Annotated in this window: 14 protein-coding genes, 1 tRNA gene and 4 pseudogenes; 17 read left to right on the top strand and 2 right to left on the bottom strand. The window is 71.1% G+C overall.

Annotation, left to right across the window (positions count from 1 at the left end):
- Nucleotides 1–28 precede the first annotated feature (28 nt).
- The 13 genes and pseudogenes from OG852_RS11815 (at nt 29) to OG852_RS11750 (ending at nt 14591) form a co-directional block, all read left to right on the top strand.
- On the top strand, nt 29–766 hold the full coding sequence (locus OG852_RS11815; RefSeq protein ID WP_208117370.1) for a GntR family transcriptional regulator: 738 nt from the start codon (nt 29–31) through the stop codon (nt 764–766).
- 188 nt (nt 767–954) lie between these two features.
- The gene (locus OG852_RS11810) at nt 955–2103 is read left to right on the top strand and encodes an ROK family glucokinase (RefSeq protein ID WP_133917070.1); all 1149 of its coding nucleotides are present in this window, start codon (nt 955–957) and stop codon (nt 2101–2103) included.
- A 70-nt stretch (nt 2104–2173) separates the two neighbouring features.
- Nucleotides 2174–2767 carry a sugar kinase gene (locus OG852_RS11805; RefSeq protein WP_133917069.1) on the top strand — a complete coding sequence of 198 codons (594 nt, stop codon included), beginning with the start codon at nt 2174–2176 and terminating at the stop codon, nt 2765–2767.
- A gap of 158 nt (nt 2768–2925) precedes the next feature.
- Nucleotides 2926–5775: a DEAD/DEAH box helicase gene (locus tag OG852_RS11800; protein WP_330347907.1), complete on the top strand. Its 2850-nt coding sequence runs from the start codon at nt 2926–2928 to the stop codon at nt 5773–5775.
- 1034 nt (nt 5776–6809) lie between these two features.
- Nucleotides 6810–8969 carry an SWIM zinc finger family protein gene (locus tag OG852_RS11795; RefSeq protein ID WP_443064521.1) on the top strand — a complete coding sequence of 720 codons (2160 nt, stop codon included), beginning with the start codon at nt 6810–6812 and terminating at the stop codon, nt 8967–8969.
- Between the two features lie 653 nt (nt 8970–9622).
- Nucleotides 9623–9993: pseudogene (locus OG852_RS11785) on the top strand (DEAD/DEAH box helicase); the annotation flags it as partial.
- Nucleotides 9994–10198: 205 nt separating this feature from the next.
- On the top strand, nt 10199–10441 hold the full coding sequence (locus OG852_RS11780) for a DUF5302 domain-containing protein (protein WP_133917066.1): 243 nt from the start codon (nt 10199–10201) through the stop codon (nt 10439–10441).
- Nucleotides 10442–10988: 547 nt separating this feature from the next.
- Nucleotides 10989–11297, top strand: a complete 309-nt coding sequence (locus tag OG852_RS11775) for an IS3 family transposase (protein ID WP_053743648.1) — start codon at nt 10989–10991, stop codon at nt 11295–11297.
- The gene (locus OG852_RS11770) at nt 11294–12166 is read left to right on the top strand and encodes an IS3 family transposase (RefSeq protein WP_330347906.1); all 873 of its coding nucleotides are present in this window, start codon (nt 11294–11296) and stop codon (nt 12164–12166) included. The genes OG852_RS11775 and OG852_RS11770 overlap by 4 nt, the downstream gene beginning before the upstream one ends.
- A gap of 595 nt (nt 12167–12761) precedes the next feature.
- Nucleotides 12762–12965: a cold-shock protein gene (locus OG852_RS11765; protein ID WP_014670069.1), complete on the top strand. Its 204-nt coding sequence runs from the start codon at nt 12762–12764 to the stop codon at nt 12963–12965.
- An 831-nt stretch (nt 12966–13796) separates the two neighbouring features.
- Nucleotides 13797–13870, top strand: a tRNA-Met gene (locus tag OG852_RS11760).
- Nucleotides 13871–14174: 304 nt separating this feature from the next.
- Nucleotides 14175–14270 (top strand): annotated as a pseudogene (locus OG852_RS11755) (helix-turn-helix domain-containing protein); the annotation flags it as partial.
- A 12-nt stretch (nt 14271–14282) separates the two neighbouring features.
- Complete coding sequence (locus tag OG852_RS11750; RefSeq protein WP_330347905.1) at nt 14283–14591, top strand: SCO5918 family protein; 309 nt, start codon at nt 14283–14285, stop codon at nt 14589–14591.
- Between the two features lie 409 nt (nt 14592–15000).
- Here the strand turns inward: OG852_RS11750 and OG852_RS11740 are convergent.
- Nucleotides 15001–15294, bottom strand: a pseudogene (locus OG852_RS11740) (ATP-binding protein); the annotation flags it as partial.
- A 1251-nt stretch (nt 15295–16545) separates the two neighbouring features.
- On the opposite strand from OG852_RS11740, the gene OG852_RS11735 reads away from it, so the two are divergent.
- The gene (locus OG852_RS11735) at nt 16546–16884 is read left to right on the top strand and encodes a helix-turn-helix domain-containing protein (RefSeq protein WP_133917062.1); all 339 of its coding nucleotides are present in this window, start codon (nt 16546–16548) and stop codon (nt 16882–16884) included.
- Nucleotides 16885–17126: 242 nt separating this feature from the next.
- A complete protein-coding gene (locus OG852_RS11730; RefSeq protein WP_065965692.1) occupies nt 17127–17330 on the top strand; it encodes a cold-shock protein in 204 nt (67 codons plus the stop codon).
- Between the two features lie 267 nt (nt 17331–17597).
- On the opposite strand, the gene OG852_RS11725 is transcribed toward OG852_RS11730, so the two are convergent.
- Nucleotides 17598–18158, bottom strand: coding sequence for a hypothetical protein (locus OG852_RS11725; RefSeq protein WP_208117366.1), 561 nt, complete (start codon nt 18156–18158; stop codon nt 17598–17600).
- A gap of 426 nt (nt 18159–18584) precedes the next feature.
- On the opposite strand from OG852_RS11725, the pseudogene trhA reads away from it, so the two are divergent.
- Together trhA and OG852_RS11715 are read left to right on the top strand one after the other, a co-directional pair.
- A pseudogene (gene trhA / locus OG852_RS11720) lies at nt 18585–19055 on the top strand (PAQR family membrane homeostasis protein TrhA); the annotation flags it as partial.
- A gap of 82 nt (nt 19056–19137) precedes the next feature.
- Nucleotides 19138–19626, top strand: a complete 489-nt coding sequence (locus OG852_RS11715) for a GNAT family N-acetyltransferase (RefSeq protein ID WP_166663757.1) — start codon at nt 19138–19140, stop codon at nt 19624–19626.
- Nucleotides 19627–20192: the final 566 nt, after the last annotated feature.

Here is a 20192-nt window from a genome sequence, read left to right as displayed (position 1 = left end):
GGTGCCGAAACCAGACGTGGACCCGACCGTGCAGCTCGAACTCCGTGTGGACCGTAGCTCGCCGGTGCCGTTGTACTTCCAGCTCTCCCAGCAGCTCGAGGCCGCGATCGAGCACGGATCGCTCACCCCCGGCAGCCTCCTGGGCAACGAGATCGAGCTCGCCGCCCGGCTCGGCCTGTCCCGCCCGACCGTGCGCCAGGCCATCCAGTCGCTCGTCGACAAGGGCCTGCTGGTGCGCCGCCGGGGCGTCGGCACCCAGGTCGTGCACAGCCAGGTCAAGCGCCCGCTGGAGCTCAGCAGCCTCTACGACGACCTGGAGGCGGCCGGCCAGCGCCCCGCCACCACCGTCCTCGCCAACACGCTCGTCCCCGCCTCCGCCGAGGTCGCCGCCGCGCTCGCGGTCGCCGAGGGCAGCGAGGTGCACCGCGTGGAACGGCTCCGGCTCGCGCACGGCGAGCCGATGGCGTACCTCTGCAACCACATCCCGTCCGGCCTGCTCGACCTCGACAGCGGCCAGCTCGAGGCCACCGGCCTCTACCGCCTGATGCGCGCCGCCGGGATCACCCTCCACAGCGCCCGCCAGTCCATCGGCGCCCGCGCCGCCACCCCCGCCGAGGCCGACCGCCTCGCCGAGGACCCCGGCGCCCCCCTCCTCACCATGCAACGCACCACCTTCGACGACACCGGCCGCGCGGTCGAGTTCGGCGACCACATCTACCGCCCGACCCGCTACTCCTTCGAGTTCCAGCTCCTCGTACGGTCCTGAGAGCATGGTGCGGGGAGGGGCCACTGCGGTCCCGTCGTCCCGACGAACAAGGGCCGAGCGGTCCGGCCCGAAGGGGCGCGGGGAACCGCGCGACAAGCCACGACGCACCTGCGGACGGCGATGTACGGGACCGCCCCCCTGCTGCCCCGCTCGGCGCCTGCCCCGAGGGTGAGGCACAATCGGCGACGATGAGCACCTACGGCAACTTCAGCGCCCCCATCGGCTCCAGGCGCGCCCCCGCGCTGCGCACGGTGGGCACCCGTGAGCGCCGCTCGCACCTCACCGCACCCCGTGTGCCGACGGTCGGCATCGACATCGGCGGTACCAAGGTGATGGCGGGCGTCGTCGACGCCGACGGCAACATCCTGGAGAAGGTCCGCACCGAGACCCCCGACAAGTCCAAGAGCCCCAAGGTCGTCGAGGACACGATCGTCGAGCTGGTCCTGGACCTGTCCGACCGCCACGACGTGCACGCCGTCGGCATCGGCGCGGCCGGCTGGGTCGACGCCGACCGCAACCGCGTCCTGTTCGCCCCCCACCTGTCCTGGCGCAACGAGCCGCTGCGCGACCGCCTCTCCGGCCGCCTCTCGGTCCCCGTCCTCGTGGACAACGACGCCAACACCGCCGCCTGGGCGGAGTGGCGCTTCGGCGCCGGTCGCGGCGAGGACCACCTGGTCATGATCACGCTGGGCACCGGCATCGGCGGCGCGATCCTGGAGGACGGCCAGGTCAAGCGGGGCAAGTACGGCGTCGCCGGTGAGTTCGGCCATATGCAGGTCGTGCCCGGCGGACACCGCTGCCCGTGCGGCAACCGCGGCTGCTGGGAGCAGTACAGCTCCGGGAACGCCCTGGTCAGAGAGGCCAAGGAGCTGGCCGCGGCGGACTCCCCGGTGGCGTACGGGATCATCGAGCACGTCAAGGGACAGATCGGTGACATCAGCGGCCCGATGATCACGGAGCTGGCCCGCGAGGGCGACGCCATGTGCGTCGAGCTGCTCCAGGACATCGGCCAGTGGCTCGGCGTCGGCATCGCCAACCTGGCCGCCGCGCTCGACCCCTCCTGCTTCGTGATCGGCGGCGGGGTGTCCGCCGCCGACGACCTGCTGATCGCCCCCGCGCGCGACGCCTTCAAGCGTCAGCTCACCGGGCGCGGCTACCGCCCCGAGGCCCGGATCGTCCGCGCCCAGCTCGGCCCCGAGGCCGGCATGGTCGGCGCCGCCGACCTCGCGCGTCTGGTCGCCCGCCGCTTCCGGCGCGCCAAGCGGCGCCGCGTCGAGCGCTACGAGCGCTTCGAACGGTTCACCGACGCCGCCCGCCGCACCCGGGACACGGCATGATCCAGGCACCACCCCGCACGACCCCCACGGCCGCAACCGGCCGTGGGACTCGCACCACCAGGGACACCGCATGACCGCCTCGCTGCCCCGCCAGGCGGCGCCCCCCGACGAGCCGTCCCGGCCGCCGGAGGACCGCCGCCATGTGATCCGGCGCAGGGCGCTCACCCTGCTGATCATCGTGCTGCTGATCGGCGTCCCGGCCGGCTATCTGGTGATCTCCGCGAACCAGAGCCGCGACAGCGGCAAGGACAAGGAGGCGAAGTACTCGGCGACCGGTCTGACCGCCGGCTGGCCCTCGAAGGTCCAGCGCCGCCTCTACCGGGTGCCGGTCCCGCACCCCTCCAACCAGGTCGCCTACTACGAGACCAACAACTGGAAGACCAGCCGGCTCTACGTGCAGTTCCAGACCACGCACGCAGGCCTCGACCAGTTCCTCGCGCAGATCGGCGTCGACCGGGCCGACCTCAAACAGGGCGACCTCACCATCAGCGCCCGCGACCAGGGCATCACGGGCTGGCGGTTCACGGGGCCGGGCGCCCGCAAGGGCGAGTTCTACGGCCTCGTCGTCGAGAAGAAGAACCCCACGCCCACCCTGGACGTCGTCGTGAACTACGGCAACCCCGTCTACCCGTTCGTGTACGTCGTCTCCCGCACGGTTCCCTAGCCCCGGGGCCGATTGGACAGAACAACCGGAAGACAGCCCAGCAGGGCGTCAGTCAGACCCCGAGCCACGGCCGCCGGAACCTGAGTATCAGCATCAATGTCAGACCCCGCCCGTAGAGTCGAAGACGAGTGATCCGACATGCGGGCGGGAGGAGGACAGTGCGTACGGACGACAGGTCTCCGGCGGACCGGGCGGGCGTCCCGGCGCGCCTCGCCGCGCTCTTCCTGCCCGCCCCGCTGCCGCGCGAGGGCCGGATGGCCTTCTGGGACCCGACGGCCGCCTGGGACCCGCGGCAGGACCCACCGCCCGCCCCGGTGGACCTGACGGAGCTGACCGTCGTCCGCCCGCACGGCACCTCCGTCCGCCGCGCGCGGATCCCCGCCCTGACGCTGCCCCTGGACCGGGCGCTCCCGCTGCTGGTGCGCGCCCGCCGCGACCCCGCCGCCCACCCCGCCACCGCCTGCTGGGGCGCGGCCGCCCTGCACGCGCTCCGGCTCACCGCCCGCGGACGCCTGCTGCCCGGACTGACCCCCTCCGGCCACGACGCCTGGCGGGCCGGCCCCCTCGACCCGCAGGACATCGCGCATCTTCGCGCGGTCGCCGCCGCCCTGCCCCACGAGGGGCACGCCGTCCCCCTGCCCGGCCCCGGCCCGCTCCGGCTGCCGCAGCCGGAGGCCCTGATGCGCGCCTTCCTCGACGCCGTCGCGGACACCCTGCCGCGCACCCCGGCCGCTCCGTACGCGGCCGGGAAGCCCTACGCCGACCGCCGGCCCCAGCGGCTGCCCGGCGCCCAGGACTGGGCGGCGGAGGTCGCCGCCGGCATGGACGCGGGCGTGCGGATCTCGCTCCGCCTCGACCTGTCCGCGTACGACATGTTCGACACCTCCGACGACGCGGGGCGGGCCCGCAGCGCCGGCACCGCCATCGTCCAGGTGCACAGCCTCGCCGACCCCACCCTCGTCACCGACGCGGCGGCCCTGTGGGCGGGCGAGGCGGACGCGGCCTTCGGACCCCGCGCGCGTGTGGACGCCGCCCTCGCCGTGCGGCGTGCGGCGCGCGTGTGGCCGCCGCTGGCCCGGCTCGCCGACCAGGACGCGCCGGACGTACTGGCCCTGTCCGAGGACGAGTTGAGCGACCTGCTCGGCGTGGCGGCGACCCGGCTCGCGGCGGCCGGGGTCGCCGTGCACTGGCCCAGGGACCTCGCGCAGGACCTCGCCGCGACCGCGGTGGTACGGCCCGCGCCGGGCTCGGCGACCGACGGCACCGGCTTCTTCGACAGCGAGGAACTGCTGCAGTTCCGCTGGCAGTTGGCGCTCGGCGGCGACCCCCTCAGCGAGGCCGAGATGGACACGCTGGCCGAGGCCCACCGCCCGGTGGTGCGGCTGCGCGACCAGTGGGTCCTGGTCGACCCGGCCCTGGTCCGCAAGGCCCGCAAACGCGAACTGGGCCTGCTGGACCCGGTGGACGCCCTGTCCGCCGCCCTCACGGGCACGGCCGAGGTCGACGGCGAGACCGTGGAGGCGGTGCCCGTGGGCGCGCTCGCCGCCCTGCGCGACCGTCTGACGGCCGGAGTCCGCCCGGCGGCCCCGCCGCCCGGCCTGCAGGCCACCCTGCGCGACTACCAGCTCCGCGGCCTGGCCTGGCTGGAGCTGATGACCTCCCTCGGCCTCGGCGGCTGCCTCGCCGACGACATGGGCCTCGGCAAGACGATCACCGTCATCGCCCTCCACCTCCGGCGCGCCCGCACCGAACCCACCCTCGTGGTCTGCCCCGCCTCCCTCCTGGGCAACTGGCAGCGCGAGATCACCCGCTTCGCACCCGGCGTCCCCGTCCGCCGCTTCCACGGCCAGGGCCGCAGCCTGGCCGACCTCACCGGCGGCTTCGTCCTCACCACCTACGGCACCATGCGCTCCACCGCGGCCACGCTGGCCGCACAGCCATGGGGCATGGTCGTCGCGGACGAGGCGCAGCACGTGAAGAACCCCTACTCGGCGACGGCGAAGGCACTGCGGACGATCCCGTCCCCCGCGCGCGTGGCGCTCACCGGCACCCCCGTCGAGAACAACCTCTCCGAACTCTGGGCGTTGCTCGACTGGACGACCCCCGGCCTCCTCGGCCCCCTGAAGTCCTTCCGCGCCCGGCACGCGCGCGCCGTGGAGAACGGCGAGGACACGGAGGCGGTGGAGCGTCTCGCCCGCCTGGTCCGCCCCTTCCTCCTGCGCCGCAAGAAGTCCGACCCCGGGATCGTGCCCGAGCTGCCGCCCAAGACCGAGACCGACCATCCGGTGCCGCTCACCCGCGAGCAGGCCGCGCTCTACGAGGCGGTGGTGCGCGAGTCGCTGCTCGCCATCGAGACGGCGGACGGGATCGCGCGCCGGGGCCTGGTGCTGAAGCTGCTGGGCGCGCTGAAACAGATCTGCGACCACCCCGCGCTGTACCTGAAGGAGGAGACCACGCCCGTCGGCGACCCGCTCGCCGCCCGCTCCGGCAAACTCGCCCTCCTCGACGAACTGCTGGACACCGTCCTCGCCGAGGACGGCTCGGTGCTCGTCTTCACGCAGTACGTCGGCATGGCCCGCCTGATCACCGCGCACCTCGCCGACCGGGCGATCCCCGTGGAGCTGCTGCACGGAGGCACACCGGTACCGCAGCGCGAGCACCTGGTGGACCGCTTCCAGAGCGGCGCCACGCCGGTCCTCGTCCTCTCCCTCAAGGCCGCCGGCACCGGCCTGAACCTCACCCGCGCGGGCCATGTCGTCCACTTCGACCGCTGGTGGAACCCGGCGGTCGAGGAACAGGCCACCGACCGCGCGTACCGCATCGGCCAGACCCAGCCCGTCCAGGTCCACCGCCTCATCACCGAGGGCACGGTCGAGGACCGCATCGCGGAGATGCTCGCCTCGAAACGGGCCCTCGCCGACGCGGTCCTCGGCTCCGGCGAATCCGCCCTCACCGAACTCACCGACCGCGAACTGACCGACCTGGTACGCCTGCGGAGGGAGTCGTGATGCAGGAGGAACGGGAGTGGGGGAGGGGCCCGAGCGGCTCCGGTGAGGAGCCGGCGGGGATGGGGCGAGCGCCCGGGGTGAGCGGAGACGGGGTGGAGGAGGCTGTGGCCGACGGAGTCGGGGATACCTCGGCCGGTCGGACGGGGGACGCCGTCGAGCAGGGGGGAGCGGACGGCCTGGGGGAGAGCGGAGCGCGGCCGTCGGAGGAGTGCGAGCGGCCCGCCGACGCCGCGCGCCGTGCCCTGCGGGCGGCACAGGAGCGGGGGAGCAGGGGCGAGGCGTCGCCTGCGGCGGTCGCCCGAGGTGACCGTGCGTCGGGGGCGGAGGACGACGCCGTACCGCCGGCCGGTGCCGCTCGGGCGGCCGGGCCGAGCCCGGTTGCTCCCGGCCCCGGCGACGCCGCCCGCGCGGCCCTGCGGCGGGCGCGCGGCGCGAGCGCCTCCTCCGCCGCCGCCGCCCGGCCAGACCCCGCCAGGCCGACTTCGACTACCGACACGCAGCGGGGCGACACCGGCGCGACCGCCGCGCCAGGGCCTGGCACACCGGTCAGGGGAGGGGGCGCGTCTGTTGGCGAGGGGTCCGGCACACCGGTCGCCGGAGCGGGCGGGCCTGAGCGTGTGGTGCCCGGCATGCCGGTCGCGGGAGTGGGCGTGTCCGACGGAGTGGGGTCCGGCACACCGGTCAGGCGATCGGGCGCGTTTGATGGCGAGGGGTCCGGCACACCGGTCGCCGGAGCGGGCGGGCCTGAGCGTGTGGTGCCCGGCATGCCGGTCGCGGGAGTGGGCGTGTCCGACGGAGTGGGGTCCGGCACACCGGTCACGGGAGCGGGTGCGTTTGATGGCGAGGGGTCCGGCACACCGGTCGCCGGAGCGGGCGGGCCTGAGCGCGTGGTGCCCGGCATGCCGGTCGCGGGAGTGGGCGTGTCCGACGGAGTGGGGTCCGGCACACCGGTCACGGGAGCGGGTGCGTCTGATGGCGAGGGGTCCGGCAATCCGGTCGCCGGAGCGGGCGGGCCTCAGCGTGTGGTGCCCGGCATGCCAGTCGCGGGAGGGGGCACGCCTGATCTCCGGGAGTCCGGCGGTACACCGGTCGCCGGTGCCGACGCGCCTGATCGCGTGGTGCCCGGCCCACCGGTCGCCGGTACCGGTACACCCGACCTCGTAGGCCCCGACACACCAGCCACCGGTACCGGCGCGTCCGATCCCGTCGGTTCCGGCGTGTCCGACCCGGGCGGGACCACGGGGTCCGAGACGGTCGGACCTGGTGGATCCACCCCCGGTGGGGGAGCGGCCGAAACCTCACCCGCGGACGCTTCTCGTCCAGCCGCACCGCTGTCCGACACCCCCGCCCCGAGCGCTCTCCCCGCCGAGTCCCCGAGGCCGGGTGCCCGCCCCGGGGACATCGCCCGGGAGGCGTTGCGGGCGGCGCGTGCCCAGGCGCGGCGGGACGCGGCGGAGGCGGAGGAGCCGGACCCCGGGCGTGCGCGGCAGGCGTGGAGGCGCGCCGCACGCCCCGCCGTCCCCGACGCCGCTCTCGACCCGGCCCTGCGCCGCAGAAGCCGTACGCCCGATCCGGGCACCGGAGACCGCACGGCCCGTGAACGCGCACGCTTGGTACGGGAGTCGCTCGCCGACGCCTTCCGCATGCCGTCGGACGACGACCTGCCCGCGCCCACCACCTCACCGGCCGCGCCGCACGGGACCCCACCGCCCCCCGCAGCCGACCGGACCACCGCCGACGAGCCACACCCCGCGCCGCACCCGACCGACGAGCCACCCCCGGTGCTGGCCCTCGCCCACGAGCCACCCCCCGCTCCGGTCCCTGCCTCCCCCGACGCGGCACGCCCAACGCCCACCACGCCCTCGATGCCCGCCATCCCCGTCACCCCCCACTCCCCCCGCTCCATGGCCGCCCCCTCCCGGGACGGGGAGCATCGGCGTACCTTTGGCGCCTTTCCGTCGCTTCCCGGGGCCGGGGCCGGGGACGGGGAAGAGGACCGCTTCGCCGAGACCTGGTGGGGGCACGCCTGGGTGGACGCCTTGGAGGAAGGGGCGCTGGACGTCAAGCGGCTGGCCCGGGGCCGGGGTTACGCCCGGCAGGGAAACGTGGACGCCATCACCGTCACCCCGGGACTCGTCCTCGCGTACGTGCAGGGCAGCCGTCCCCGCCCGTACCGCGTGCAGGTGCGGCTGCGGACGCTCGGCGAGGAGGAGTGGGAGCGTTTCCTGGACGCCGCGGTGGACAGCCCCGCGCACATCGCCGCGCTGCTCGACAAGGAGATGCCCGAGTCCCTCGCCGACTGCGGGGTGCCGCTGCTCCCCGGCCCCGGCGACCTCGACCCGCACTGCAGCTGCCCCGACCGCGCCCACCCCTGCAAACACGCCGCCGCCCTCTGCTACCAGACCGCGCGGCTGCTGGACGCCGACCCGTTCGTGCTGCTCCTGCTGCGCGGCCGGGGCGAACGCGAACTGCTGGACGCGCTGTCCCGCCGTAACGCCACCCGCGCGGCCCGAGCCGCCCAGGACGAGGGACCGGCCCCCCTGCCGGGTGTGCGCGCCTCGGAGGTCGTCACCGGGGATGCGACCCGTCGGCTCCCGCCGCCGCCCGCCCCCCTGCCCGTCCCCCCGCACCCCGAGCAGCCCCCGGCCTACCCCTCCGCGCCGGGCGGCCCCGACTCCTTCGCCCTGGACCAGCTCGCCACCGACGCCGCCGCCCGCGCCCACGCCCTGCTCGCCACCGGCCACGACGAGATCGGTGAACTGACCCTGTGGCAGGACGCCGTACGGCTGGCCGCCGCCCGTCCCGGCTCCGGGCTCACCGCCACCACCCGCGCCCTGTACGCCACGCTCGCGGCCGCCGCCGGCCGCACCCCCTCCGAGCTGGCGCGCGCGGTCGCCGCCTGGCGGCAGGGCGGGCCGGACGGCCTGACCGTCCTGGAGGAACCCTGGGATCCGCCGGCGGGCCGCTTCGACCGGGCCCGCCCGCTGCTGCTCGCCGCCGACCTTCCCGCGTTCCGTCCCTGGCGCAACCACCTCACCCACCCCGTCGGCCATGTCCAGCTCCGCTTCGGCCGCGACGGCCTGTGGTACCCGTACGAGTCCGAGCCCGGCCACGACGACTGGTGGCCCCGCGGCACCCCCGACCCCGACCCGGTGGGCGCCCTGACGGGCCTGGGCGGCACCGACGAGCCCTGACCGACGGCGCCCGCGCGAAGCGGCGACGAGCGCACCGTCCGTACGATGCAGGCGCACCGGGCCGCCCGAGGTTGCCACAAAGCGGGACGGGTTGCACGGGGTTCCGACCCAGGTGCGTGAGACGTCGTGGGATGTGGGAGCGTGAGTCGGGTGAGTGAGAGTACGTCCAGCACCCTTCAATACCGCTTTGACGGGCCGGAAGACGCCCCGGTCCTGATCCTGGGGCCCTCTCTGGGCACCACCTGGCACAGGTTGTAGAGACCGTCTTCGGGCGTCCACGTCAGTCCAGGGCGGGTGCGTAACAGCAGGTCAGGCACTGCGGTCCGGGGGTGTCGACGTAGTTGGTGACAGACGTGTGAGAGCGCCGGTGAGAGCTGCGTTCGACGGCAAGCTCCTACAGGCGCCGTCGGCGGGGGCTTCCGGGCGGGTGTGCTGCAGCTCCGGCGTCGGCACCGCTGCCCCCGGGTTCTCCTCCCTGCGCCCTCCGCCTCGAGTGCTCGGCAAATCCGGCCCGGGCCCTTGGCGACCAACAGTCATAACCTTCGCCCCTGCATAGTCGAACGCTCCGGGAGGCGTCTGAGGCGATGCCTGCCCCCGCCGAGGGGCGCACGGGCTTCTCGTCCGCAGGCTGTTCATGGTCGCGGAAGCTGCGACAGGACTATGTGCACGGGGCGGGCCACACCGCCCGCGCCGGTGAGTCCGGCAGCGTGGTCACGCTCGTGCTGGCGGGCCAGCGCCGCGAGACGAGCCGCATGATGGCCGGGGCCGGCATCGAGCCGACCGTCACCACGGTGTGCTCGGGCGAGGCGGAGCTGAGCCGGATCACCGGCGCCAAGACTCCCTCCGGGATCCCGCTCGACGGCGGGCCCGCCGTCCCCCGGCCCAAGAACAGCAATGCACCCTTCCGCGGCCTCGGCACCAGCAAGGGCCCTCCCGCGGCGCCGGCGGCAGGTTCCGAAAGGCGGGCGAGGCCCGCAAGCTCGCCGAGGCCCGCAGGACCGCCCTCGTGCATCGCAACGGCTGAGAGCCGTCGCCCTGGCAGCCTGGCCACGGGATCGACAACCCTCGGCCCGACCCGAAGCCGTCCTGTGCGCCTCACCTACGAAGTCAACGCCTTTGGCCGCGAGAGGGATACCCGCCGAAACGGAGCAGGATGACGTTGTCGGGGCCTCGCACTGCGCTCGGCATGACAAGCTGTGCTCGCCCATCCCCGAACCCAGGAGGTCACCATGACCGCAGAGCCCGTACCTACGGAAGGTTCGGAGCCGGCTGCCCCGGAGACGTCCCCTCTGGCGCCGGACATCGACGGCAACTACAACCTCAAGCGGAAGTTCCGTGAAGCCCTGGCGCGCAAGCACGGTGCGCAGGCGGACGCCGCTGATGTTGCCGCCAAGTCCGATGCGTCGAAGGTGCGTTCGGCGCACGGCCCGGCTGCGAGCCAGCGGTCGTTCAGGCGCAAGAGCGGCGGCTGAGTCGATGAGTCCCGCGATCTGACCGCTTCACCGGCACTCGCGCTATCCACTCGCGCGTCCCGTGCAGTGGCCCGCGACGTGCGCATGCCCGTGCGCGCGTCGCGGGCGGGGCGTAGCCGGCGGACTGGCCTGGGCGAATGACCCAGATGCGGTTGGTTCGGGTTGGTGGCGCCGCCGAACTGGAATTCCGGGATGAGGGCACTGTCTTGTCCGAGGGTGCACGGCCGGTGTTGCGCGCCTTGCGTTCCCCTGTACCGCTGTGAAAATCGACTGCGGTTGTCCGGGGTGACGGTAGGCATCCGCGTGGCGTTCCCCGTACTGCTGCGGCTGATCGACACACATTCGGTCGCGTTCCCGGCAGCGGTCGCCTTCGTGCCCAGCCACGACGTGCAGTGCCGACCTGCCCCGAGTGGACGCTGTCCGATCTGGTGCTACGTCTGAGCGGGGTGCACCGCCGCCATGTCACCCGGTCCTCCCGCGGGGCTGGGCTTGATGCGCTTTGACGGACATCCGAGATCAGGGGTTCAGCCCCGGGAGGATGTCCATCATGGAGAGCATGGGGAAGAAGAAGCCTCGCCCTCGTCGCTCGTTCACGCCGGAGTTCAAGGCGGAGATCGTCGAGCTGTGCCGACGCGGTGACCGCTCGGTCGGTCAGATCGCCAAGGACTTCGATCTGACCGAGACCGCGGTGCGTGACTGGGTGAAGCAGGCCGAGGTCGATGCAGGCGAGCGGGACGGTCTGACCAGCAGCGAACGCGAGGAACTGGCCGCACTGCGGCGGGAGAACCGCCGTCTGCGTGAGGACGTCGACATCCTCAAGCGGGCCACGGCTTTCTTCGCGAAGGAGACCCGGTGACGGTGCACCCGTTCATCGAGGCGGAGAAGCGTGCAGGTCACAGCGTCAAACGAGCGTGTGAGCTGCTGAAGGTCTCCCGGACCGCCTTCTATGCCCGCCGCGCTGCCAAGCCTGGTCCCCGCGCGGTCCGTGACGCCGAGCTGGCGGAACAGATCGCCGACGTCCACACGCGATCGCGGGGAACCTACGGCGTCCCGCGTGTCCATGCCGTGCTCAAGCGGGCAGGCGCCGGATGCGGCCGCCGACGTGTCGCGCGGCTGATGCGGGCTGCCGGCCTGCAGGGCCGACACCGAAGACGACGGCACCTGACGACGATCCCTGATCCACGAGCTGCGCTGCGGCCCGATCTCGTCGTCCGGGACTTCCAGCCCGACCCCGCCGGCCTGGATGCCCGCTGGTGCGGCGACATCACCTACATCGCCACGGAGGAGGGCTGGCTCTATCTGGCCACCGTCATCGACATCGCCTCCCGTCGCGTGGTCGGCTGGGCGACGGCCGACCACCTGCGGACCGATCTGGTCGCCGATGCCCTCACGGCCGCCTGTCGGAAGCGCCGCCCCACCCGGCCGGTGATCTTCCACTCGGATCGCGGCTGCCAGTACACCAGCCAGCAATTCGCCGCGCTGGCAGACCAGTTGGGGGTGCGCCTGTCGGTCGGCCGCACCGGACAGTGCTGGGACAACGCACTCGCCGAGTCGTTCTTCGCCACCATCAAGCGCGAGTTGCTCGGCGCCACCGCCTGGCCCAGCCGGGCCGCCGCCCGCACCGCGATCTTCGATTTCATCGAGGGCTGGTACAACTTGCACCGTCTGCACAGCAGCCTCGGCTACCTCAGTCCCGCCGAATACGAGACCGCACTCGCAGCCTGACCACCACACCGATGGTGTCCGTCAAAGCGGAACAAGCTCAGGCCGCGAGTTCGCGACGGTACCCGGAGAGCGGGACAGGTGATCCATTGCCTGTGCGATCTCCTTTTCCCGGCGGAGCGGGGCACCCGCAGTGGGTGCATCGGCACGATCGGATCACGTCGGCGACCGGGGGACAGGGAGTGGTGGAAGCGGTACCACTTTCCGTAGCTGAACCGTTCGCCCGGTGCTGGAGAAGATCGCGTGCACCCTGTCGTGTTTTCCGGCGTTCGCTGCCTCCCGGCGCGGGCCTCGGCACCGGTGCACTCGCTGTAGTCGAGACTCGGGTGCCCTCGGCGCTCAGGAGCAAGTGGGCTGAGAGGGCCCCGAGTCAGCTTCCTTCGCCGGGCAGACAGATGGCGCCTTGATGCTGGCCCGTTTTCGCTGGCGGCATCCGTCATGCCGTTATAGCGTTGTGATCAGCAGTCGTGGTTCCGAAGTTCTGTTCGCCCGTGATCGCCATCACGGGCGTTCTTGCTGTTCAGCGCCTCTCCGGACCAGGGCGATCACCTCCCGGCGCGCAGGGTGCGTGCCCGGTTTACCCTCGAAGGAGACAGTCATGGCCAAGGGCACTGTGAAGTGGTTCAACAGCGAGAAGGGCTTCGGCTTCATCGAGCAGGAGGGCGGCGGCCCCGACGTCTTCGCCCACTACTCCAACATCGCCAGCCAGGGCTACCGCGAGCTGCAGGAGGGTCAGAAGGTCGAGTTCGACGTCACGCAGGGCCAGAAGGGTCCGCAGGCTGAGAACATCCGCCCCGCCTGATCGCGTGCCCCGGTAAGGGCCCGGCATCCCGGCTTCGGGACGCCGGGCCCTTACCGTCTGCCGCAGTGGTCAGCGGGCCAGAGCCGATCGGTGTCTCGCGTGTCCCAACGAGCCATTGGCAGGAACAGTGTGCGGAACTGCCGGTATGACGGCGCCGGGCAGGTGACGGGGCAGTGCCGGACGGAGGCGGGCTGCGGCGGTTCGACCCACGACAGCGATAACGCGGCTACCGCAGCCTCGCCGGCGTTCACCATCACGGCCACCTCGGCTGCCACCGCTCGCTCCCTGCGGCAGCGTCGTGCAGGGCGTACTGCTGTGCGAGCGTGAATCTACTGCAATACGTGCGCCGACAGGTCCTTGCGAGCGGCGGCACGGCGGAGGCACGCGGCATTCAGCCCTCCGGTCCAGCGCGTACGGGAGCTGACTGACACCGACGTTCCCAAGCGCCGGCCGCGGACGAATGCCGGTGCTGGTCGTAACAGGTCTGCCCCTTTACGAACCTCCCCGGCGGGTCCCCAAAGGAGACCGGTCCGCATGCAGACGAAGATCCCATTGATGACCTGCCGGTGTTCCATCCACCGGCCGCCTCGGCCGGCACGGTGAGCCTGTTCGTCTGTGACAGCGGGGGCTTTTCACGGAAGGGCGCATGCACGAGTTCGTGGAGACTTCTCCAGGTGCGCCCGTACTCCAGCGGCACCCGAACCCACGATCCAGATCCAGACCGGGTGAGCAGTGGCCATGTCGGTCGATCATGAGTGATCGGGCCCCTCGAGCGCAGGCGAAAGTCGATTGGGCCGATTCCGATCGGTGCCGTACAGTTCACCGTACCGACGCGGGGTGGAGCAGCTCGGTAGCTCGCTGGGCTCATAACCCAGAGGTCGCAGGTTCAAATCCTGTCCCCGCTACTCCAACGTGAAGGCCCGGTATCCACCGGGCCTTCACTGCGTGTGTGCCGGGTCGGACCTGGCTCTCGGCGAACAGGGCACCGTGGTCGCAGAAGGCGTCAACGCACTGGGCTGTACCGACACCGTGGGCCGCCTCAGCCACCGTGCTCACGGAATCGCGGATCTGCCGCGAGGAGGCAATCCGCTTACACGGTGCAGCCTCTCGGCGACGGTCGAATGCTGACCCTCTGACGGCGGATCAAAAGTGACCCACTTGGTGATCTTCGTCTGACTCTGGCCTTGGTGATCAAGGTCAGGAGGGAAGGTGATCCTCGTGGAGGACTGGGCAGAGATCCGCCGGCTGCACCGGGCCGAGCAGATGCCGATCAGAGCGATCGCACGGCATCTGGGCATCTCGAAGATGTGAGGCCACATGCGCTGCGTCATCGCCCGCTTCCCCTTCGAGCTCACCAAGGCCGGCGTGCTGGAATCGATGAAGGGCATCAAGCCCGAACCGGTCACCGGCCAATCGGTGATCATCGGCCGCCGCCACTACCCCGTCAAGCAGGTCGGCCAGGTCATCACGCGCCAGGACCGCCGTGACTTCAGCGCCGCCGAAGTCCTGCGGGCCATGGCTCAGCTCGGCTTCACCTGCCGCGTCGTTCCCAAGGCAGCGCCCCTGGGCATTCTCAGCCCGATGCAGCACGCTTCCGCGATGCTCGGCACCCCCGTCAATGCCTGATCGGGTAAACAGACACGAGCCGACATCTGAGCAGCAATGTGGACCCGACCCGTACGCCGGTCGGGCCCACACCTGTGCAGCGGGTTCCCGTCACCGTTGCCCTGCAGGATCCGGGCGACAGGGAACTGCAGACGCGTGGGCGGCCCGTCCTCCTTCACGGGGGCGTCGAAGACGGCGGGCGAATTCGCCCAAGTGAGCGCAATCCCCCAGCACAGCCGACACCCTCTGCCTCCACAGCGCTTCGGCAGTCGGCCGACCGGTGACGGCAGCGCCACCGGTGGCCGCGGCCAGGGACTTCTGGTGGCTCTGGCCGGACTCCAACAGGGCGGCAACGTCACCCGGCAACTCGTCGGGCTGCGGTATGAGGCGGACCATGTTCGTCGGCCATCCGGCTGCTTGAGCGGTGACGCTACTGGGCAACGAGGGCGCTCACGGTCTTGCCGCCGGAGGCCCGGCGGGTGGGCGCCGTGGCGTGGGCGAGGCGGTGACCATGGGCCAGCCGAAGCCCCGGTACCGCCGTTCAGGTCAGGGGTGCGCATGCGCGGCACATGCCGGCTGGGATCGTGAACGGCGACCTGATGGTGTCGGGGTGCGCAGTCGGTTCCAGTGTGCAGCGGCCCCCACCGTGGCGCAGGGCATTGGTGACGAGCTCGGAGACGACCAGGACCACAGTGTCCGCCGCGTCAGGAGCCACGGTCGGCTGCGGTGCCGGCAATCATCGTGATCATCAGGGTCACCCTGATCTCTGAATCGTCCATGCCTCCTGCCCTGGGTACCCGACCCCTGTGCCCCGCCCTCCACCTGCCAACCCCGCAGAGCCCCAGTGCTTGCCTGAACGGGGCGGAGGGCCACAGCCGACAAATGACGGCACCCGCTGCCGTGAGCCCGTGTCTCCGCAGCCCGCGAACTACTCGAGTCAGGGGCCGTGCTGGTTCGCCGTCAGCTGCTCGATCATCCCGGGATCGTCGAAGGCGGCGCAGGGCCTTTGGCCACGCTCGTCAACGGCCGACCTGGGGGCGTCACGGCTGGAAACGTCCGTGCCGGTCGGTGGGTCCTCACTAGACGTAGTGTCGGCCGGTGCCGCCGACGGCAGCCGCGGCGCAGGCGGCGACGTCACGCCCAACCCGACATGCCACGCGGTGGTGGGTCACTGTGAGCGCCGGCCAGAGCCTCGCGGCTGCTTGAACCATCCATGGGGACTGGTCGAGGCAGAGTACGTCACCTTTCCGCGCGCGGAAATCTGTACTCGCTGGAGTAGACATTGGCTGGCGATGTGGTTAAGGTTTCTGTCGTAGCCGAGATCAAGAGAGGCCCGGCAGAGATGAACTGCCGGGCAGCAGTACGCAGTTGCAGTTCGCAGGACGGTGCGGTGGTGGAGTTCCGAAGCCAGAGCGGTTGCAGGACGGCGACGGGACTGACGACCGGACCGGGTGGCCCGCAGTGATCAGGGGCCGCCATGAGCAGTACCGCAGTTGCAGTACCAGTAAGTGAAGGTTCGCAGTACCCAGCAGTGAAGTCAGTGAGCAGTACCTCGGTGAAGGCGTCGGCTGCGGGCGCGCGCACCGGGAAGTTCGGCAGTGGGGTTCCAAGCCAGAGCAGACGCAGGACGGGCGACGGGGCTGGCTGCCGAAGAGTGGCGCTTTTCGAGGCCACCAGCAGTTCGCAGTTTCCGTAAGTGAGTAGTGATCAAGAGGGAAGAACGGAGGAGCCGAGCGCCATCAGGATCGCCCGGGCGAAAGTCTTGGACCCGGGTACCGCAGGACATCGATAGTGAGGTGGTCTCCGGTCGAGCAACCGCGATCCCCGCGCCCCCGACAGCGTCTCGGTCGGGTCTGCGGAAACAGAGGGCCGGTGCAGTATCAGGGCCGGCAGATGGTGTAGTAGTTCCTTCGGGGCCCTGGTGCCAGTACGGCGCCAGGGCCCCTCAATGCGTGCCACAGAACAGAGAGGTGCAATGACAGCAGACGACACGTTCGGCCGTCTCGATGACGACGACTACCCCGCCTACACCATGGGCCGGGCCGCCGAGATGCTCGGCACCACGCAGAGCTTCCTCCGCGCCATCGGCGAAGCCCGCCTCATCACCCCGCTGCGCTCCGCAGGCGGCCACCGCCGCTACTCCCGCTACCAGCTGCGCATCGCCGCCCGCGCCCGGGAACTCGTCGACCACGGCACTCCCATCGAGGCCGCCTGCCGCATCATCATCCTCGAAGACCAGCTCGAGGAAGCCCGGCGCATCAACGCCGAATACCGCCGCGCCACCGAACCAGCGAACCCGACCGCAGCAGCATGAGATGAGCGTGCCCGTCCGCTCGGCGGGCACCGCACGCAATGTCGCGGCATGCGGCGTGATCGTTTCCTATGGTGACGTGGCGTGTGGGCGTGTAGCGTTCTGTGTCAGCTGTCGTGGTTCGGAATTCCCCCTGCCCGCGCCTTTGGTGTGGGCGTTTTGCTGTGCTGTGCCGCAGGAACCAGGGCGATCACCTCCGCCTTCCACAAGGAGTGGGAGGCGTTCATCGACTGGAAGGCATGACCATGGCTACGGGAACTGTGAAGTGGTTCAACGCGGAGAAGGGTTTCGGCTTCATCGCCCAGGACGGCGGCGGCCCGGACGTCTTCGCGCACTACTCCGCGATCAACTCCTCGGGCTTCCGTGAGCTCCAGGAGGGCCAGGCTGTGACGTTCGACGTCACTCAGGGCCAGAAGGGTCCGCAGGCCGAGAACATCAACCTGGCCTGACCTCGCAGCCCTGCCCCAGGGATCGCGCACACTGCGTCCGGTGAGCGCCGCCCGTGCGGGCTTTGCCGCCCACCCGGGCGAAGCGCCTGCTCTCGTGCAGGGCGTGCACAGGATCAGGGGCCGCGCAGCCATCGCTGCGCGGCCCCTGCTCTGTTGAGACGGGTGTGACCTCGGCCGAACTTCCTGACCTCAGTTGCTTCGAGCGTCGTCCGGTGCGGGCGCCGCATGCCCTGTGCCTCTGTGCGCGCAGTTCGGAGCAGTAGACGGTCAGGTGCCCGTCCAGGCGGCGAGGAAGGCTTGCCGTCCATCCGGATCGTCCCATCTGCGGTCCGCATGCAGAACGCGCCAGGCGGTGAGCTCGAGATCTCGGAGCCACAACTCGCCGATGACCTGTGTCTTGAGGTCGGGCAAATGGTCGGATTCGGCGAGGGCTTGACCGATCACCTCCCCGGCCGCTACGCGCTGGGGCGGGGTCATCTCATCGATGGCCGAGAGCATCTGCCTGGCCAGGGCGGTTCCCTCTCCTTCCAGAGACCGCAGCACCCGAGCCTTCATGTTGACGGGTAGCAGGTACGCGGTGCCCGAGGACCTCCACAGGTCCGACCAGAAGCGTTCTCCTGCCTCGGTGGGGGCAGGCAGTGCGGCCAGCAGCCCGAGGAGGTGGCCGGTGGCCGCGTAACCATCGGAGTGGGCGGCTGCGACGACTGCGATGCCGGCGACGCCCTCCACATCGAGCCGGCCGGCCTCGAGATGCGGAGCCAGGTCCAGTTGGTGTTCCAACTGGTCTGCGAGGGCGGCGGATACGTGGGGGCGGAGCTCAGGAAGCATCGGCGATCCTTGCGCGTAGGCGAGCGGAGATGCCCGTTCGTGAGCCCTGATCTTTCCCATGGCCGGCCGATCTACTCGGCTTGGGCAGGCCCGATCGGCGGCAGGGCCACGGGGCTGTAGTTCACACGGTGGCGAGCCGGCCCGGGCCGGCGATGGCCCTGGGGTCCTGGACCGACCTTCCATGAATGCTGCCGGAGTGAGGTCTTTTAGCATTACCGCATTACTGCCAGTGACGCCCAGTCGCCCGAGGGAGAACCAGAAGCTGTGTCCCGTGACGCCGCTGAAGTCGAAAACGGTCACGTCGCCTCAGCGCGTGGAGAGCGCCGTGAGGACGGGCCACCCGACGGATCGCAAGGCGGACATGAAGGGGAGAAGGCTCACTCGGTTGCCGCCCTGGTAGAGCGGGCGGCCGACCTGGCCGAACCGATCAAGCCGAAATTGCGTGGCTGGCTCCATGCCGGAATGGTCCCCGCCGCACTGATCGCGGGCGTCGTACTCATCTGCCTGGCCCGTACTCCGCAGGCAGTCCTGGCCTGCGCCGTGTACTCGGTCACCGCCTGGCTGCTGTTCGTGACGAGCGCCGTCTACCACCGCGGCACCTGGGGACCGCTCGGCGAGGCTCTTCTGCGACGTCTCGACCACGCCAACATCTTCCTGATCATCGCCGGCACCTGCACCCCCCTGGCCATGCTCCTCCTCCGTCCGGAACAGCGGTCCATGCTGCTGGGGATCGTATGGACCGGAGCGTTGGCCGGCATAGTGTTCCGGGTCCTGTGGGTCGGAGCCCCGCGTTGGCTGTACACCCCGTGTTATCTGGCCCTGGGGTGGGATCCGGTGCGCTACCTGCCCGACTTCCTGCACACCGGCGGAGCAGCCGTAGTCGTCCTGATCGTTGTGTGATCTCTCTGTGATAGCGGGTGAGACGGCGAGCCCCGCCGAGGAACATCCTGACGGGACTTCGGTGCGAAATACTCTCCCGATGAGTTCACGCACTTCCCCGATCAGCCCGCCGATCACGATACGAAGGGCCGCCGCGCGGGATGCCAAACGGCTCACGCGGCTCGTGCGTGGCTCGGGCGCTTACCAGGGTAAGTACGCAGCCGCAGTCGCGGGCTACCGGGTCGGTCCTGATTACCTCGAGGCCCACCGCGCCTTCGTGGCCGTCGGCGCAGACAAGCATGAAGGCCGGGTCCTCGGCTTCTACTCGCTCGTCCTCGCTCCACCGGAGCTCGATCTGCTGTTCGTCGCCGACGAAGCGCAAGGACGCGGTATCGGACGGCTACTCGTGGCGCACATGCAGTCCGAGGCCCGTGCCGCCGGGATCGACCGTGTCAAGGTCGTGTCGCATCTTCCCGCCAAGGACTTCTACCACCGTGTTGGTGCGGTGCGGACCGGGACCGCGCTCGCATACCCGCCTGCCGTGCCGTGGGACCGTCCCGAATTCGAGTTTCGCATTCCTTCGGCATGACGCGGTGTGCCGGTCGGCGGGGCAACGGCTTCGCCTGCACGGTGGCCGACTTGCAGCAGCCGCTGGACGCCGCGCGCTCGGTGTGTGCCGTCTCCTCTGCCTGGTGTGGTGATCGACTGCGCCAGCGGCCTTCCCTCCCGGCGAATTCCTCACCTCCGGCACTCCCAGAGCCATCGCCGTCGGCACGCATTCCCTGCCCACCTGTCGGGCCATGGTGCTGTGTTGCGGTGAGCAGGGCATGGATGAGTCGGAAAGCCCGGTTCTGCACGGACTTGGTCAGCCCCATGGGACGGGAGGGACCCTGCATGGCTTTGGCGAGCGGACGCGGCTGTACGAGTCGTGCCGGTACCGCAATGGGTGTCAGCGTGGCCAAGCGCCAGGCGGGCAGGTCGACGAGTCGGATTTCATAGCCGTCACAGCACCAGCCTCCGTGCAGCTCTTTGGTTTACGAGATCTTCCCCGATCTCCGGGCAGCGGCGACACAGCCCGGCCATTTTCTCGGTATCCCGGCCGGCCGCTGGATTCCCGTTTGACGATCCGGCCGCCCGCCTCTACCAGCTCTTCCA

It is taken from the genome of Streptomyces sp. NBC_00582, assembly GCF_036345155.1.
In the GTDB taxonomy this organism is placed as follows: domain Bacteria; phylum Actinomycetota; class Actinomycetes; order Streptomycetales; family Streptomycetaceae; genus Streptomyces.
The sequence above is the reverse complement of the archived record's forward strand: the minus strand, read 5'-3'. Positions and strand labels throughout refer to the sequence as shown.

Excerpts from the sequence above, each read along its gene's own strand:
- OG852_RS11715 (WP_166663757.1), top strand. The coding sequence starts at position 19,138 with ATGAGTTCACGCACTTCCCCGATCAGCCCGCCGATCACGATACGAAGG.
- OG852_RS11780 (WP_133917066.1), top strand. The coding sequence starts at position 10,199 with ATGACCGCAGAGCCCGTACCTACGGAAGGTTCGGAGCCGGCTGCCCCG.
- OG852_RS11735 (WP_133917062.1), top strand. The coding sequence starts at position 16,546 with ATGACAGCAGACGACACGTTCGGCCGTCTCGATGACGACGACTACCCC.
- OG852_RS11750 (WP_330347905.1), top strand. The coding sequence starts at position 14,283 with ATGCGCTGCGTCATCGCCCGCTTCCCCTTCGAGCTCACCAAGGCCGGC.
- OG852_RS11765 (WP_014670069.1), top strand. The coding sequence starts at position 12,762 with ATGGCCAAGGGCACTGTGAAGTGGTTCAACAGCGAGAAGGGCTTCGGC.
- OG852_RS11805 (WP_133917069.1), top strand. The coding sequence starts at position 2,174 with ATGACCGCCTCGCTGCCCCGCCAGGCGGCGCCCCCCGACGAGCCGTCC.
- OG852_RS11810 (WP_133917070.1), top strand. The coding sequence starts at position 955 with ATGAGCACCTACGGCAACTTCAGCGCCCCCATCGGCTCCAGGCGCGCC.
- OG852_RS11795 (WP_443064521.1), top strand. The coding sequence starts at position 6,810 with ATGCCAGTCGCGGGAGGGGGCACGCCTGATCTCCGGGAGTCCGGCGGT.
- OG852_RS11775 (WP_053743648.1), top strand. The coding sequence starts at position 10,989 with ATGGAGAGCATGGGGAAGAAGAAGCCTCGCCCTCGTCGCTCGTTCACG.
- OG852_RS11730 (WP_065965692.1), top strand. The coding sequence starts at position 17,127 with ATGGCTACGGGAACTGTGAAGTGGTTCAACGCGGAGAAGGGTTTCGGC.
- OG852_RS11725 (WP_208117366.1), bottom strand. The coding sequence starts at position 18,158 with ATGCTTCCTGAGCTCCGCCCCCACGTATCCGCCGCCCTCGCAGACCAG.